Raw genomic sequence first — 16297 nt, forward strand, 5'->3', positions numbered from 1 at the left:
CCATCCTACGGACCTCCGCCATTTCCGCGAACGTAGGGCGTATAACCGTTCGCGGTTATACGCCGTTGGCCCGAGCACCGGAGCCAAGGACAGCAACCCATCCTACGGAGCGCAAGCGCGGTGCAGACCTATACGGCTGACTCAGGACTTCCTGTTCACACCGGACGGTCCCCTCTCCCGCTTGCGGGGGAGGATTAGGGAGGGGGAAACACGGCGTCCGGAGATACACCATGCCTCGGATCAAGCTCCGTTCCCTCTCCCCAGCCCTCTCCCTGAAGGGAGAGGGGGCTGTCCGGAGCAGCCGGGAGGTTGGGCGTCATCCTGGCGCCCCGACGCCCATCCCAGATCAGGCTCCGTCAGAACCCCACACTAGCCTGCACGAAGAACGTCCGCGGCTGGCCGACGTAGATGCCGGCGTTGTTGTCGCTGGAGCGGGTGAAGCTCTCCTTGTCGAAAAGGTTCTTCACCCCTGCGCCGAGCTTGAGGTTGGACAGTTGCGGGCCGAAGTCGTAGCCCACCCGGGCGTTCCACAGGGCGTAGCCGGGGATGTCGCCGTACTGGCCGTCGGCGGTCGGCTCGGTGATGTAGTTGTGGGTGAAGCTGCCGTCGGCGTTGGTGCTCGGGCCGGGCGCGCGTTGCTGCGACTGGGCGAAGGCGTCGACGTTGTAGGTCCAGCGGTCGCGCACGTAGCGCAGGCCCAGGGTGGCCACCTGGCGCGAGTAGAACGGCAGGTCGCGGCCCTTGAAGCCGGGGATCTCGCCTTCGTAGGTGGCGCGGGTGTAGGTCAGGGTGCCGTAGGCGGTCAGGCCTTCCAGGCGCGGGTCCAGCGCGGCCAGGTCGTAGTGCGCGGAGGTCTCGATGCCCTGGTGTTTGGTGGCGCCCAGGTTGGTCCAGCCCACGTCGTTGCTGATGTACTGCAGCTCGTCGTCGAAGTCGATGTAGAACAGCGTCACCTCGCCGCCGAAGGCGCCATCGTCGTAGCGCGTGCCGATCTCGTAGGTGCGCGCCTTCTCCGGCTCCAGGCCGTCGGCGGTCTGGTCGCCGCGGCCGCCCTGGCCGAGCTGGAAGTACTGCAGGCTGCCGAAGGAGGTCTCGTAGTTGGCGAACAGCTTCCAGGCGTCGGAGACGTGGTACATCACGCTCAGCGCCGGCAGCGGCTCGTTGTAGTCCTTGCTGCGGTTCTTCGCCTGCACCGGCTTGCCCTTGTTATCCAGCACCGGGCGGTCCTGCCAGTCGGTGGAGATGCGCTCGAAGCGGATGCCGGGGGTGACCGTCCAGTTGCCGACGTCGATCTTGTCGTCGATGTACAGCGAGTTGGCCTCGGTGCCGCCGGTGCGGTCCTGGTAGATGTGGCCGTCGGCGCCGGGTTGCGGCGTCGGCACGTTGTTCACCAGGGCCACCTGGGAGGCGCGCTCTTCCATGTCTTCCTTCAGGTAGCGGTAGCCGATGCTCGCCTCCTGGGTGGTCGGGCCGACGAAGAAGATTCGCGAGACGCGCGGCTCGAAGCCGAAGGTGTGGTAGTCGCGCGGGTAGGACGCCAGGGTCTTGAGGTCGCGGTTGGCGATGTCGCTGCCGCGGAAGCTGTCGCTGTAGTAGGTCAGCACTTCCAGCTGGGTCAGGTCGTCGATCTTGCGCGTCCACTTGAACGAGCCGTCGCTGCGGCGGCCGCGGAAGTTGTCGTAGTCGCGCACCGACTGGTACGGGTCGTGGTCGTACTGGGCCTGGGTCAGGCCGCCGGGCATGTCGGCGGTGCCGTCGTAGTAGTGCAGGTTCAGGGCGAAATCGTCGGCGTCGGTGGGCGCCCAGTGGGTCTTCAGGGTGACGTCGTCGATGTCGTTGTGGTTGTTGCTGTCGCGGTAGCCGTCGCCCTTCACCCCGGAATACAGCAGGGCCATGCCGATGCCGTTGTCCGCGGTGCCGCCGATGAAGGCGTTCTGCATCTGCTTCCAGCCGCCGTGGCCGGCGTGCTCGACGGTGGTGCCCACTTCGCCGGAGAACTTCTCGGGGATGGCGCGGGTGACGAAGTTGATCACCCCGCCGACGTTCTGCGGGCCGTAGCGCACGGAGCCGGCGCCGCGGACCACGTCGATGCTGTCGTAGCTGCCGGCCACGCCGGGGAACATCGACAGCTGCGGCTGGCCGTAGGGCGCCACGGCGGCCGGCACGCCGTCGATGAGGATGGTCGAGCGCGGCGACAGGCGCGAGGTCAGGCCACGCACGCCGACGTTGAGGGAGACGTCGCTGCCGCCGGTGCCATTGTTGTCCTGCACCTGCACGCCGGGAATGCCGCGCAGCGCCTCGCGCACGCTGACCACGCCCTTCTCCTGCATGGCCTCGCGGCGCACCACGGTGCGCGCGCCGGGGTGGTTCTGCACGTCGCGCTCCTGGGCGTCGGCCAGCCAGTCGCCGACCACCTTCACCTCGGAGGACTCCATCTGCAGCGGCTCATCGGCGCCGGCCGCACGCTTGCGCAGGACGATGCCGTTGCCGACCACTTCGTAGTCCAGGCCGCTGCCCTGCAGCAGGCGTTCCAGGGCCTGTTCCGGGGTCAGCTCGCCGCTGACCGCCGGGGCCTGCTTGCCTTCCACCAGGTCGGGGGTGAAGAACAGTTGCAGCGAGGTCTGCTGGCCCAGTTGCTTGAGCGCGTCGTTCAGCGGCATCGGGCGGATGTCCACCTGGGCGGCCTGGGCCTGGCCGATGGCGGCGGCGATGGCCAGGCTCAGGGCCACGGGCAGCAGGTGGCGGGCGGTGCGGTTGGAGCGGCGGAGCGAAGGGTTGGTCACGATGTTCCTGTTCCTTGAGGTCCCAATGGCGGCGCGCAGGAAACGGGCCTTGCGAGCCTTTGCCGGGGAAGACGAAACAGGGCGATGAAAACCTGAATCTAACGGAGAATTATTTCGCTTGAGCCGTCGGCCAAGGTCTGCACCTTGACCGGCAGCAGGTGCGGCAGCGCCATCAGCAAGGCGTTGGTGTCGTCCACGCGGAACACGCTGGTCAGGCGCATCTTCGCCACTTCCGGGCTGCCGACGCGCAGCGGCTGGGCGCGGTAGCGGGAAACCTCGCGGGCCACTTCGGCCAGGCTCGCGCCATTGAACACCAGGCGCCCGTCGCGCCAGGCGGTCTGCGCGGCGACGTTGGTGGCGGCGGCCGGCGCCACCCGCCCCTGAGCGTCGATGTGCGTGCCCAGGCCCGCGGTCAGCAATTGCTCGGCGCTGGCCGCCTCACGTCCGGCAACCCGCACCTTGCCCTCCTCCACCGCTACCCGCACTTCGTCGGCGTCACGGCGCACGTCGAAGCGCGTGCCGGTGACGGTCACCGCGCCCAGGCCGGCGTCGACCACGAAAGGCCTGTCGGCGGCATGGGCGACGCTGAACATGGCCTCGCCGCGTTCCAGGGTCACGTCGCGGCGCTGGTCGTGGAAGCGTACCTGCAGGCGGGTATTGCCGTTGAGTTCCAGCTGGCTGCCGTCGGGCAGCTCCACCTGGCGGCGCTCGCCCAGGGCGGTGTGGAACTCGGCGCTGTAGTCGCGGCCCCAGCCGCTGAACAGCACGACGCCGGTGGCCAGCCCGGCCACGCAGGCCGCCGCGGCGAACGCCGGCCAGCGCCGCCGGGTCTTTTGCGGACGCAAGGCGACCGGCTCGTCGGCGGCCAGTTCGCGCAGGCGCTGCGCCGGGATCAGGTCGGCGGCGCCCCACAGACGCTGCAGCTGCTCGAATTCGTCGCGGTGTTCCGGCGTCGCCAGCCAGCTGTCGAAGGCGGCCTGCTCAGCGGCGTCCAGGGCGCCGTCCTGCACCCGCGCGAACCAGCGGGCGGCGGCGTCGCGCGGTTGTTCTGTCAACGCCATGGGGCGTTCCCCGGCGAGGTGCTTGGGGTCGGTTTCACTGGCTGGTCCTTCATCACGGTGTGTCGCCCAGGCGGTCCCTGAGGTGGCGCAGGGTACGGATCATATATTTTTCCACCATGTTCTTGCTCAGCCCCAGGCGCTCGGCGATTTCCGCCTGGGACAGCCCCTCCAGCTTCTGCCAGACGAATACCTTGCGGCAATTGGCCGGCAGTTCGGCCAGGGCGCGTTCGATGGAACTGGCCAGCTGTACCGCGTGCATGGTGGTCTCCGGGTCGCCGTCGGGCGCTTCGTGCTCGTCCAGGTGCTCGATGCCCACCGGCGGGTGCGCCTGTTCGCGGCGGAAGGCGTCGATGGCCAGGTTGCGCGCCGTGCGGTGCAGGTAGGCGCGCGGCTGCGCCACCGTGGCCTGCGGGGCTTCCAGCAGGCGCAGGTAGGTGTCGTGGGCCAGGTCCTCCGCCTCGTGCCGATTGCGCAGGCGGCGGGTCCAGGCTCCGATGAGCTCCTCGTAGTGTTCGAAGAGGCCAGGCTTGCGCGGGGGTTTGGCGGGCATGGGAGGAATAAACGCGAAGAATGAGCAAATGGTAATGCTTCCTGTTTTCCACTTGCAATCTCCGCCCGGCGACTTCCCGCGGCATTTCCCCGCCAAGCCTCCGGAACCCCGGGGCGCCTGCGCCCGTCAACCCAGTAGACACAACGCAACGAGGAAGGAGCATCGAACATGAAAGGCACTGGCATCCTCCGCGGCGCCCTGCTCTGGGGCGCCCTGCTGGTATCCGCACCGCTGCTGGCGGCCGATACCGGGGTGCAGGATTTCGTCAGCCGGGCCTCCGCCACCGGCCTGGCCACCATAGACGCGGCCAAGATGGCGCTGAGCAAGAGCCGCTCGGCAGACGTGAAGACCTTCGCCGTCCATCTCATCGACGACAACACCAAGGCCCAGGTCCAGCTCAAGACCCTGGCCGAAAGCCGCCAGCTGCAGTTGGCGAAAGGGCCCGACGAGGCCAGCCGCGCCAGGCTGAAGGACCTGGAGGCGCGCCAGGACGACTTCGACGCGGCCTTCGCCAGCAGCCAGGTCCGCGCCCAGGAAGAGGCGCTGCAGCTGTTCAGCGAAGCGGCGCAACAGACCGAGGACGAGGACGTTCGGCAATTCGCCCAGAACAACCTGGCGGTGCTGCGCCTGCACCTGCAGATGGCCCGCCAGCTGGCCGAGGCCCATGGCGACGGCTGAGTGGCGTATCGCCGAATCCTCGTCGAGCGCCGGCCGCCATCGGGCGAAACCGGCTACACCTACAGGGGACGATGGCTCCGGGCAGTGCAACAAGGTCCGGAGCAGGCCCATGAAGACACAGGAGAACCCCATGACCCCGCATCGATGGTTTCCCTCCCGCCGGCACGACAGCGTGGCCGAACTGCAGAGCCTGGTCGACGAGCTGACGGAGCTGCTCGATGGCGGCCGCGAGCTGGCCGCCAAGGACATCCCCGCGTTCAAGGCACGCCTGCGCCACCTGACCGACGACTGCCAGGCCATCGGCGACCGCTTGGCCTACCAGGGCCGGCGCGCGCTGCGCCGCGGCGGCGACTATGCCAGCGAGCATCCCTGGCAGGTCGCGCTCATCCTCGCCGCCACCTGCGGGGCGCTGGCCGCCGTCTGCCTGGTGAGCCGCCGGCGCTGAACCGACGCCACGCCCGCCCACGCTACTCATCGACCTTCGAATCCCTCCCCCTGCGCGCCGCCCTCACGGGCGGCGCATTGGGCGCTTTCGCATTGTGCATTTTTAGTATGTAATTACATGCTACATAGTACGGTACGAAACGAGCGAAACAGCCATGGCACGGGGCGGAATCAACAAGGCACTGGTACAGAAAGCACGCATGGCCATACTGGCCCGCGGGGAAAACCCGAGCATCGATGCCCTGCGCGTCGAGCTGGGCAACACCGGCTCCAAGACCACCATCCATCGCTACCTGAAGGAGCTGGAAGCCGAGGCCGGCGGCACGGCCGGGCATCCCCTCGCCTTCAGCGAAGAGTTGGGCAACCTGGTGGCGCAGCTGGCCGAGCGCCTGCAACAGGAAGCCCGCGACTCGGTGGCCGAGGACCGCGCCCGGCTGTCCCGCGAGCGCCTGGACTACCAGCAGCAGGTCCGCGGCGCCCAGGCGCGCATCGAACAGCTACAGGCGCAGAACCAGGCGCTGGAGGCGCAACTGCGGGAAACCCGCGAGCAGTTGGAACAGACGCGCCAGCAGAAGCATCAGGGCGAGCTGACCAGCGCGCGCCTGCGCCAGGCCGCCGGCGACCTGGAAACCCGCCTGCGCGAGCGTGACGCGCAGATCGCCTCGCTGGAGGAAAAGCACAACCACGCCCGCTTCGCCTTGGAGCAGCAGCGCCAGGCCACGAAGGAACAGCAGGAACAGGAGCAACGCCAGCACCAGGCCCAGTTGCAGCAGCTGACGGAAGAACTGCGCCAGTCCCAGCAGCACCTGGCCGCGCGCCAGGACGAGCTGACGCGGCTGAACCGCGACAACGAGCGCCTGCTCACCGAGGCGCGCCTGCTGCGCGACCAGCAGCAGGAACAGCAGCAACAACTGGCCCGCCACGCCCTGGCGATGGAAGCCCTGCGCCAGGAGCGGGCCCAGGCCGAAGGCGCCCGCTCGGTGCTGGAGCAGCGCAACCTGGCCCAGGGCGAGGAACTGGCGCGCCTGGAACAGCACGGCCGTGAACAGTCCCGGCAACTGCAGGCCCTGCAACAGCGCCTGCAGGAGCTGAGCCTGGCGCTGCGCGACGAAGCGCCGGGCGCGTCCTGAAGGGCCTTCTGCGACTTATTGCCGGTGGCGCCCCGCGTCTTGCCAGCTAGGCTATAGCGACCACCCGGGTTTCTTTCGCAGCGACCAGCAGCCTCCCGCAAGCCGGGACGTCGGCCCTGCCGGCGATTGGTCCAGCGGCTTTCCGGCCCCTTCGGCCGGGGGATTGCCCGGGGCGCTGAACAAGCGTGGACCTATCGCAACCGGCAAGGTATTCCGCAATGCACGATATCGATCCCGTTGAAACCCAGGAGTGGCTGGACGCCCTGGAGTCGGTGCTCGACCGCGAAGGCGAAGAGCGCGCCCACTACCTGATGACGCGCATGGGCGAGCTGGCCAGCCGCACCGGCACCCAGTTGCCCTACGCCATCACCACCCCGTACCGCAACACCATCCCGGTGACCCACGAAGCACGCATGCCCGGCGACCTGTTCATGGAACGGCGCATCCGCTCGCTGGTGCGCTGGAACGCCCTGGCCATGGTGATGCGCGCCAACCACAAGGACCCGTCCCTGGGTGGGCACATCTCCACCTTCGCCTCCTCGGCGACGCTCTACGACATCGGCTTCAACTACTTCTTCCGCGCCCCCACCGAGGAACACGGCGGCGACCTCATCTACTTCCAGGGCCACGCCTCCCCCGGCATCTACGCCCGCGCCTTCATCGAGGGGCGCCTGAGCGAGGAACAGCTGGAGAACTTCCGCCAGGAGGTGGACGGCCACGGCCTGTCGTCCTACCCGCACCCCTGGCTGATGCCGGACTTCTGGCAATTCCCCACGGTGTCCATGGGCCTGGGGCCGATCCAGGCGATCTACCAGGCGCGCTTCATGAAGTACCTGGAAAGCCGCGGCTTCATCCCTGCGGGCCAGCAGCGCGTGTGGTGTTTCCTCGGCGACGGCGAGACCGACGAGCCCGAGTCCCTCGGCGCCATCTCCCTGGCCGGGCGCGAGAAGCTGGACAACCTGATCTTCGTGGTCAACTGCAACCTGCAGCGCCTCGACGGCCCGGTGCGCGGCAACGGCAAGATCATCCAGGAACTGGAAGGCGTGTTCCGCGGCGCCAGCTGGAACGTCATCAAGGTCATCTGGGGCCGCTTCTGGGACCCGCTGTTCGCCAAGGACACCGCCGGCCTGCTGCAGGCGCGCATGGACGAGGCCGTGGATGGCGACTACCAGAACTACAAGGCCAAGGATGGCGCCTACGTGCGCGAACACTTCTTCGGCGCCCGCCCGGAGCTGCTGGAGATGGTCAAGGACCTCTCCGACGAGGAAATCTGGAACCTCAATCGCGGCGGCCACGACCCCTACAAGGTCTACGCGGCCTACCACGCGGCGGTGAACCACAAGGGCCAGCCGAGCGTGATCCTGGCCAAGACCATCAAGGGCTACGGCACCGGCACCGGCGAGGCGAAGAACATCGCCCACAACATCCACGAGATAGACGTGGCCAGCCTGCGCGCCTTCCGCGACCGCTTCGACATCCCGGTCAAGGATGCCGACCTTGAGAAAGTGCCCTTCTACCGGCCCGAACCCGGCAGCGCCGAGGCCAAGTACCTGTCCGAACGCCGCGCCACGCTCGGCGGTTCGGTGCCGCACCGTCCGGGTAACGCCTTCAGCGTGCCGGTGCCGCCGCTGGACACCCTCAAGGCCCTGCTCGACAGCACCGGCGACCGCGAAATCTCCACCACCATGGCCTTCGTGCGGATCATCTCGCAGCTGATCAAGGACAAGGAGATGGGCTCGCGCATCGTCCCCATCATCCCCGACGAGGCACGCACCTTCGGCATGGAGGGCATGTTCCGCCAGCTCGGCATCTACTCCTCGGTGGGCCAGCTGTACGAGCCGGTCGACAAGGAACAGCTGATGTTCTACCGCGAGGACAAGAAGGGCCAGATACTCGAGGAAGGCATCACCGAGGCCGGCGCCATGTCCTCGTTCATCGCCGCCGGCAACGCCTACAGCAACTACCGCCAGCCGATGCTGCCGTTCTACATCTTCTATTCGATGTTCGGCTTCCAGCGCATCGGCGACCTGGCCTGGGCCGCCGGCGACGCCATGGTCCGCGGCTTCCTGCTCGGCGGCACGGCCGGGCGCACCACCCTGAACGGCGAAGGCCTGCAGCACGAGGACGGGCAGAGCCACGTGCTCGCCGGGGTGATCCCGAACATCCGCACCTACGACCCGACCTACGCCTACGAGCTGGCGGTGATCATCCACGATGGCGCGCGGCGCATGCTGCAGGAGCAGGAAAACATCTTCTACTACATCACCGTGATGAACGAGAACTACCCGCACCCGGCGATGCCCGCCGGCGCGGAGGAAGGCATCATCCGCGGCATGTACCTGCTGGAGGAGGACAGGAAGGACGCCGCTCACCATGTGCAACTGCTGGGCTCGGGCACCATCCTGCGCGAGGTGGAAGCCGCGGCGAAGATTTTGCGCGAGGACTTCGGCATCGGCGCCGACGTCTGGTCGGTGCCCAGCTTCAACGAGCTGCGCCGCGACGGCCTGGCCACCGAGCGCTGGAACCGCCTGCACCCGGAGCAGAAGCCCAGGTTGAGCTACGTCGAGCAATGCCTGGAAGGCCGCAAGGGCCCGGTCATCGCCTCCACCGACTACATGAAGCTGTACGCCGAGCAGATCCGCCAGTGGGTGCCGGGCAAGGAATACAAGGTGCTGGGCACCGACGGCTTCGGCCGCAGCGACAGCCGTCGCAAGCTGCGCGACTTCTTCGAGGTGGACCGCCGCTGGATCGTCCTGGCCGCGCTGGAGTCCCTGGCCGACCGCGGCGACATCGAGCCCAAGGTGGTCGCCGAGACCATCGTCAAGCTCGGCCTCGACCCGAACAAGCGCAACCCCCTGGACTGCTGAGGAGAAGCATCGTGAGTGAGCTGATCCGCGTACCCGACATCGGCAACGGCCAGGGTGAAGTCATCGAGTTGCTGGTCAAGGTCGGCGACAAGGTCGAGGCCGAGCAGAGCCTGCTGACCCTCGAATCCGACAAGGCCAGCATGGAAATCCCCGCGCCCAAGGCCGGGGTGGTGAAAAGCATCAAGGTCAAGGTGGGCGACACCCTGAAGGAAGGCGACGAAATCCTCGAACTGGAGGCCGAGGGAGGCGCCGCCGAAACCCAGGCCGAGGCCCCCGCCCCTGCCGCCGAGGAACCCAAGGCAGCGCCGGCCGCAGCGCCCGAGCCGGCGCCCCGGGCAAGCGGCGGTGGCGGCGTGCAGACGGTGCGCGTGCCGGACATCGGCAACGGCCAGGGCGAGATCATCGAGCTGATGGTCAAGGTGGGCGAGCGTATCGAGGCCGACCAGAGCCTGCTGACCCTGGAATCCGACAAGGCCAGCATGGAAATCCCCTCGCCCGCCGCTGGCGTGGTCAAGGCCCTCAAGGTGAAGCTCGGCGACACCCTGAAGGAAGGCGATGAAATCCTCGAACTGGAGGCTGAGGGCGATGCGGCTCCGGCGCCAGCACCCTCGACACCGGCAGCGACGGAAGCACCTGCGGCGGAAGCCAAGCCCGCCGCCGCGCCGGCGAAGGCTGAGGCGCCACCGCCGGTGGGCGCGCCCAGCCGCGACGGTACCAAGGTCCATGCCGGCCCGGCCGTGCGCATGCTGGCCCGCGAGTTCGGCGTCGAGCTGGCCGAAGTGCAGGCCACCGGTCCGAAAGGCCGCATCCTCAAGGAAGACGTGCAGCTCTTCGTCAAGCAGCAGCTGCAACGGCCGAAAGGCGCGGTGGCGGCAGGCGCGGGCATCCCGCCGATCCCGGAAGTCGACTTCAGCAAGTTCGGCGAAGTGGAAGAAGTGGCCATGACCCGCCTGATGCAGGTCGGCGCCGCCAACCTGCACCGCAGTTGGCTGAACGTGCCCCACGTGACCCAGTTCGAGTCGGCCGACATCACCGAGGTGGAAGCCTTCCGCGTGGCGCAGAAGGCAGCGGCGGAAAAGGCCGGCACCAAGCTGACCATCCTGCCGATCCTGCTCAAGGCCTGCGCGCACCTGCTCAGGGAACTGCCGGACTTCAACAGCTCCCTGGCCCCCAGCGGCAAGGCGCTGATCCGCAAGAAGTACGTGCACCTCGGCTTCGCCGTGGACACCCCGGACGGCCTGCTGGTGCCGGTGATCCGCGACGTCGACCAGAAGAGCCTGCTGCAGCTGGCCGCCGAAGCCGCCGAACTGGCGGAGAAGGCCCGCACCAAGAAGCTCTCGGCCGACGCCATGCAGGGCGCCTGCTTCACCATCTCCAGCCTCGGCCACATCGGCGGCACCGGCTTCACGCCGATCGTCAATGCGCCGGAAGTGGCGATCCTGGGCGTGAGCAAGGCCACCCTGCAGCCGGTGTGGGACGGCAAGGCCTTCCAGCCGCGCCTGATGCTGCCGCTGTCGCTGTCCTACGACCACCGCGTGATCAACGGCGCCGCGGCGGCGCGCTTCACCAAACGCCTGGGCGAATTGCTGGGGGACATCCGAACGCTGCTGCTGTGATCCGCGCTGCCGGCTATCAACGCTTTTCGTAGGAGCGAGCTTGCTCGCGAACCGCATGGCAGCGCGTTTGTTCGCGAGCAAGCTCGCTCCTACGAAGAGCCCCCCCGGTGCGGCCTGCGAATCGCGCGCAGGGCGCGCTCCTACATGGGAATGGTGCCCCGCAGGGCGCACAGGCGCCCCAGGACAACTCCGTCCTCGCCAGCCACTCCGAACGGCTCCCTCTCCCTCCGGGAGAGGGCTGGGGTGAGGGCAACGGACTCCGCCGACACACCACTGCCAAACCTCTACTCCGCTCCCCCACCCTAACCCTCCCCTGCAAGCGGGAGAGGGAACCGTTCAGCGTGAAGCGCAATCACCAAACTCCCTGAACCCACGTGCAAAGCACTGGGTTATTTCCCTTCGGGCCAGCGCAAGCGCTGTTGGTGATGGAGCCGCGCCCCGCGTTCGCGGGAATGGCGGGGGTAGTGAGGAGTAGCAGGACAACTCCGAACTCACCCCCCGCTCCAAACGGCCCCCTCTCCCTCCGGGAGAGGGCTGGGGTGAGGGCAACGGACTCCACCAACACACCACTGCCGAACCCGCCCCCTGAACCCCCATGCACCGAGCGAACCGCCCCCATCGACTATGCTTCCCGATAACGAGGCCCCACCGTCATCCGTGCGCGCCACCTGAGCGGGCCGCAAGCCTCAGCCGGAGCCTGTCGACGCCGTGTTAGCCAGCCCTGCCCTGACCGCCTTCATCGCCCCCAGCGGCCCTGCCCTGCGCTTCGCCGGCAAGACACTGCTGGCCGGCGGCATCGCCCTCTGGTTGTCCTTCCGCCTGGACCTGGAACAGCCGCAATGGGCGCTGATGACGGTGTTCATCGTGTCCCAGCCGCTGTCCGGGATGGTCGTCGCCAAGGGCCTGTTCCGCCTGCTCGGCACTTTGGTCGGGACCAGCATGGCGGTGCTCATCATGGCCCTGTTCGCCCAGACGCCCTGGCTGTTCCTGCTGGTGGTCGCGCTATGGATGGGCCTGTGCACCGCCGCCTCGACCCTGCTGCGCAACCACGTTTCCTACGCCTTCGTGCTGTCCGGCTACACGGTGGCGATCATCGCCCTGCCGGCGATCAACGTGCCGCTGCAGGTGTTCGACCAGGCCGTGGCGCGCTGCACGGAAATCTGCCTGGGCATCGTCTGCGCCTCGGTGGTCAGCGCCACCCTGTGGCCGCAGCGGGTCGAGGAAAACCTCGCGCGGGTCGCCCGCGAAACCCTCGACGCCGCTCTGCAGGCGGCGGCCAACGCGCTGCGCGGCCAGGCGCGCGAGCCGGAAGGCATCCTCCAATTGCTCGGCCGGATCGTCGCCGCCGACGCCCAGCGCGACCATGCCTGGTTCGAAGGCCACCAGGGCCAGCGCCGTGCCCTGGCCTTGCGCACCCTGTCACGCGACGTGCTGAGCCTGCTGCGCACCGCCCGCGGGGCGTCGCGCCAGCGGCAGGTGCTATCGCCCGAAGCGCAAGCGCAACTGCAACCCTGGCTCGACGAGCTGCTGGCGCTGCTGCCGCGCCACACCCCCGAACAGTTGCAGGCGTTGCGCGACCGCCTGCTGCAGGCCAGCGCCGACGAGGCCCTGGACAACGACCTGCGCTATTGCCTGGCGCGCTGCGCGGTGCTGCTGATCAAGGTCGAAGCCGCCGAAACGGCCGCCGCCGGGGTGGCCAGCGGCGAGTTCAGCGGCGCCGCCAGCAGCGGCCTGTCCTGGCACCGCGACTGGCTGATGGCGCTGTTCTATGGCCTGCGCAGCGCCCTGGCGCTGCTGGGCATCGCCGCCTTCTGGCTGGCCAGCGCCTGGCCGGCGGCGGTGGGCGGCATGCTCATGGCCGGCATCCTCTGCAGCCTGTTCGCCAACCGCGACAACGCCGTGGAGCTGAGCATGAGCTTCCTGCGCGGCATCCTCTACGCGCTGCTGGCCGCCATAGTGGTGGACCAGTGGCTGCTGCCGCAGTGGAACGGCTTCCCCCTGCTGTGCATGGCCCTGGGCGTGCCGCTGTTCTTCGCCGCCCTGGGCATGGCCGGGCCGCCGGCGCTGATCGGCACCGCCACCACCTTCGCCATCCAGTTCATCACCTTCATCGCGCCGCGCAACGACATGCACTACGACTTCGCCAGCCTGCTCAACTCGGGCCAGGCCACGGTCATCGGCGTGGGCTTCGCCGCCATGGTGTTCCGCCTGCTGGCGCTGCCGCCGGACTGGGTGATCCGCCGTCTGGGCCAGGCCATGGCGCTGGACCTGGGACGCCTCACCCGCTACCCGCTGGAGCAGGCGGAAAGCTGGTTCGGCGGGCGCATGGCCGACCGCCTGATCCGCCTGGCGCGGCACTACGCGCTGCTGCCCCAGGCCATGCAGCGGCGCTGGCTCGACGGCCTGCTGGCGCTGGACATGGGCAGCGAACTGCTGCACCTGCGCCACTGCCTGGCCGGCGCCCGCGGCGTGCTGCGCAAGCGCCGGCAGGCCTTCCTCGGCAGCCTGGGCGACCTCTTCCAGGCCGGCCCGGCCCCGGGGCGCGAGGCGCGCCTTGAAGAACTCTGCGCCGAACTGGACGCCGCCTTGCGCAGCGACCCCAGCCACCTGGCCGAGAACAACCGCCTGGCCCGCGCCGCGCTGCGCCATCTGAGCAACACCTGGCGCACCTGGTGCCACCTGGAGGACGAGCATGGACCTGGTTGAGCTGCCCCTGGGCGGCGTCTACATCAGCCCGATGTTCCTCTACGCGCTGCTCGCCCTGGCCCTGACCATCGTGCTGCGCAAGCTGTTGCAGGCCACGCCAGCGGGGCGCTGGATCTGGCACGAGGCGCTGTTCGACTGCGCGCTGTTCACCCTGCTGCTGGCCGCCGTCACCTGGTGCGCCGGCGTCGTCAACGGATAAAGAGGAGCGTTGCGTGCGAGGCTTCCTGCGAGTGCTGACCACCCTGCTGGTGGTCGCCGCCGCCGTGCTGGCGGGGCTCTGGCTGTGGCGCTACTACATGCTCTCGCCCTGGACGCGGGACGCCCGGGTGCGCGCCGACGTGGTGGTGATTGCCCCGGACGTGTCCGGCTGGGTCACCGAGCTGCCCATCGTCGACAACCAGAAGGTCAAGGCCGGCGACCTGTTGATGCGCATCGACCGCGACCGCTACCAGGCCAACCTCGACCAGGCCCGCGCCCTGGCCGAGACGCGCAAGCAGGAATACCTGCTGCGGCAGAGCGAGGCCAACCGCCGCAAGCGCCTGACCAGCGCGGCGATCAGCGCCGAGGACCGCGAGACCGCGCAGCTCAACGCCAACATTGCCAACAGCCAGTACCAGGAAGCCCTGGCCGCGGCGCACCTGGCCGAGATCAACCTGCAGCGCAGCGAGGTGCGCGCCCCGCGCGACGGCCAGGTGACCAACCTGCGCCTGGCCCAGGGCAACTACGCGCAGACCGGCCAGGCCGCCATGGCCCTGGTGGACCAGGGCTCGTTCTACGTCACCGCCTACTTCGAGGAGACCAAGCTGCCCGGCATCCACGTCGGCCAGCGCGCGCGGGTGACGCTGATGAGCGGCGAACGCATGCTGAAAGGCCGGGTGCAGAGCATCAGCAGCGGCATCACCGACCGCAACGCCCTGCCCGACACCCAGCTGCTGGCCAACGTCGAGCCGACCTTCAACTGGGTGCGCCTGGCCCAGCGCATCCCGGTGCGCATCGAGCTGCTGGAAGTACCGAAGGACATCCACCTCAGCGCCGGCATGACCGCCACGGTCAATATCGAGGCCAGCCCTTAGAGCATCGCGGACGGAGTCCGCTCCTACGGTTCCAGGGAAGCATGATCGTAGGAGACTCTGTCCGCGATAGCCGGAGATTCCGGTGCGATTCGCGGATGAGATCCGCTCCTACGCCGCCCCGCCCGCACCATTCCCTGTAGGAGCGGGCCCTGCCCGCGAATCGCGCGCAGGGCGCGCTCCTACAGTTGTCGTGAGGCATGCGCAGAAGCGGACTCCGTCCGCGATCGAACCCACACGATCAACGCCGCCAGGCACAGCCCAGGGCGCTGAGCGCCAGCACCGCCGCGGCGCCGGCGTAGGCCCAGAAGGCCGGCACCACGGGCAGCAGCACGCCGGCCAGCATCGGCCCCAGGCCTGCGCCTATGTCGCGCCAGATGGCGTTGCCGGCCAGGGCCTGGATGCGGTTCTGCGGGTTGCGCTGGGCCACCAGGGTCATCACCAGCGGCAGTTGCAGGGCGCGCAGCAGCAGGACCAGGAAGGCGCCGGCGAACAGCCAGTGGCTGCCGAAGATCAGCAGCGCCGCCGAGGTCGCCAGGGACAGCGTCACCAGCATGCGCAGCGCGCCGAAGTGGTCGGCCAGGCGGCCGCCGAAGGGGCTGAAGAGCATCTCGCTGAGGTAGCGCACCGCCATCAGGATGCCCGCCACCAGCACGCCGGTGCCGCCCAGGTGGCTTTCCGCGTACAGCGACAGGCCGAAGATGAACAGGCCGTCGAGGGTCACGCCCTCGATGAAGGACCAGGTGGCGATGCTGTCCGGCAGGCGCAGGCGGCGCCCGCTCGGGGTATGCAGGTCGTGCCCCTGGGCCGGTAGCGAGCGCGCCCGCCACAGGCCCAGCAATGCGCTGGCGAAGAGCACGAAGAACACGCTGCGCGGCCCCCAGGCCTGGGCCATCACCGCCGCCAGCGGCAACGCCAGCATCGGCCCGATGGAGATGGTCGCCCGCGAACGCCCGGCGCGGCGCGCGGCGCCCTGGGCCTCGGCGGTGGCCAGGGTCTGGGTGCTGAGGTTGAAGCTGGCGTAGCTCAGGCCCCACATCAGGCGCAGCACCAGCAACGCGGCGACGCCGGAGAGCGTCGCATAGCCCAGCGCGCACAACGCCGAGGCGCAGGCCGCCAGGCTGCAGGTGGCGCGGTCGCCGTGGCGGGCGTAGAAGCGCACCACCCAGCCGTAGCCGACAATGCGCACCAGGCGGTTGGCCGCCAGCAGGATGCCCGCCTGGGCCAGGCTGACGCCGAAGTCGGCGGCGTACATCGGCAGCAGCAGGTAGAGCACCACGTCGCCGGGCAGGCACAGGCCGAGGACCTGGGCGGCGCGGCGGGAATCGTTATCGGCGCGGCGCAGGCGCGGCTGCGCGGGGTCTGACGACATGGTCCCTCCCGGACGACAAG

Annotated in this window: 12 protein-coding genes; 8 read left to right on the forward strand and 4 right to left on the reverse strand. The window is 68.8% G+C overall.

The annotated features are described in order from the left end of the window. Window positions 1–356: 356 nt before the first annotated feature. The 3 genes from ACTWJ5_RS17070 to ACTWJ5_RS17080 all read right to left on the reverse strand — a co-directional run bounded on the left by ACTWJ5_RS17070 (window position 357) and on the right by ACTWJ5_RS17080 (window position 4394). Window positions 357–2717 (reverse strand): TonB-dependent siderophore receptor, encoded by a 2361-nt coding sequence (locus tag ACTWJ5_RS17070; protein ID WP_444439610.1) that lies wholly within the window; start codon window positions 2715–2717, stop codon window positions 357–359. A 164-nt stretch (window positions 2718–2881) separates the two neighbouring features. Then, window positions 2882–3844 carry a FecR family protein gene (locus ACTWJ5_RS17075; RefSeq protein WP_444436162.1) on the reverse strand — a complete coding sequence of 321 codons (963 nt, stop codon included), beginning with the start codon at window positions 3842–3844 and terminating at the stop codon, window positions 2882–2884. 52 nt (window positions 3845–3896) lie between these two features. Continuing rightward, entirely contained in the window at window positions 3897–4394 is a 498-nt protein-coding gene (locus ACTWJ5_RS17080; protein WP_074979149.1) for a sigma-70 family RNA polymerase sigma factor, read from the reverse strand. 168 nt (window positions 4395–4562) lie between these two features. Between ACTWJ5_RS17080 and ACTWJ5_RS17085 the strand changes: the two genes are divergently transcribed. The 8 genes from ACTWJ5_RS17085 (at window position 4563) to ACTWJ5_RS17120 (ending at window position 14908) form a co-directional block, all read left to right on the forward strand. Then, window positions 4563–5072, forward strand: a complete 510-nt coding sequence (locus ACTWJ5_RS17085) for a DUF4142 domain-containing protein (RefSeq protein WP_444436163.1) — start codon at window positions 4563–4565, stop codon at window positions 5070–5072. A gap of 130 nt (window positions 5073–5202) precedes the next feature. Then, window positions 5203–5517: a hypothetical protein gene (locus ACTWJ5_RS17090; protein WP_249916701.1), complete on the forward strand. Its 315-nt coding sequence runs from the start codon at window positions 5203–5205 to the stop codon at window positions 5515–5517. Between the two features lie 154 nt (window positions 5518–5671). After that, window positions 5672–6646 carry a DNA-binding protein gene (locus tag ACTWJ5_RS17095; protein WP_444436164.1) on the forward strand — a complete coding sequence of 325 codons (975 nt, stop codon included), beginning with the start codon at window positions 5672–5674 and terminating at the stop codon, window positions 6644–6646. Between the two features lie 218 nt (window positions 6647–6864). Then, on the forward strand, window positions 6865–9513 hold the full coding sequence (gene aceE, locus ACTWJ5_RS17100; protein WP_444436165.1) for a pyruvate dehydrogenase (acetyl-transferring), homodimeric type: 2649 nt from the start codon (window positions 6865–6867) through the stop codon (window positions 9511–9513). A gap of 11 nt (window positions 9514–9524) precedes the next feature. Continuing rightward, entirely contained in the window at window positions 9525–11129 is a 1605-nt protein-coding gene (gene aceF, locus ACTWJ5_RS17105) for a dihydrolipoyllysine-residue acetyltransferase (RefSeq protein WP_444436166.1), read from the forward strand. Window positions 11130–11837: 708 nt separating this feature from the next. Next, window positions 11838–13835 (forward strand): FUSC family protein, encoded by a 1998-nt coding sequence (locus ACTWJ5_RS17110; protein ID WP_444436167.1) that lies wholly within the window; start codon window positions 11838–11840, stop codon window positions 13833–13835. Beyond that, window positions 13822–14034 (forward strand): DUF1656 domain-containing protein, encoded by a 213-nt coding sequence (locus tag ACTWJ5_RS17115; protein ID WP_249916705.1) that lies wholly within the window; start codon window positions 13822–13824, stop codon window positions 14032–14034. Before ACTWJ5_RS17110 ends, ACTWJ5_RS17115 begins: the two co-directional genes overlap by 14 nt. A gap of 13 nt (window positions 14035–14047) precedes the next feature. Further along, complete coding sequence (locus ACTWJ5_RS17120; RefSeq protein ID WP_444436168.1) at window positions 14048–14908, forward strand: efflux RND transporter periplasmic adaptor subunit; 861 nt, start codon at window positions 14048–14050, stop codon at window positions 14906–14908. Between the two features lie 238 nt (window positions 14909–15146). Here ACTWJ5_RS17120 and ACTWJ5_RS17125 read toward each other — a convergent pair whose 3' ends face one another. After that, the gene (locus tag ACTWJ5_RS17125) at window positions 15147–16277 is read right to left on the reverse strand and encodes an MFS transporter (protein WP_444436169.1); all 1131 of its coding nucleotides are present in this window, start codon (window positions 16275–16277) and stop codon (window positions 15147–15149) included. Window positions 16278–16297 lie beyond the last annotated feature (20 nt).

The organism is Pseudomonas sp. A6 (assembly GCF_052367875.1).
Classification (GTDB): domain Bacteria; phylum Pseudomonadota; class Gammaproteobacteria; order Pseudomonadales; family Pseudomonadaceae; genus Pseudomonas; species Pseudomonas citronellolis.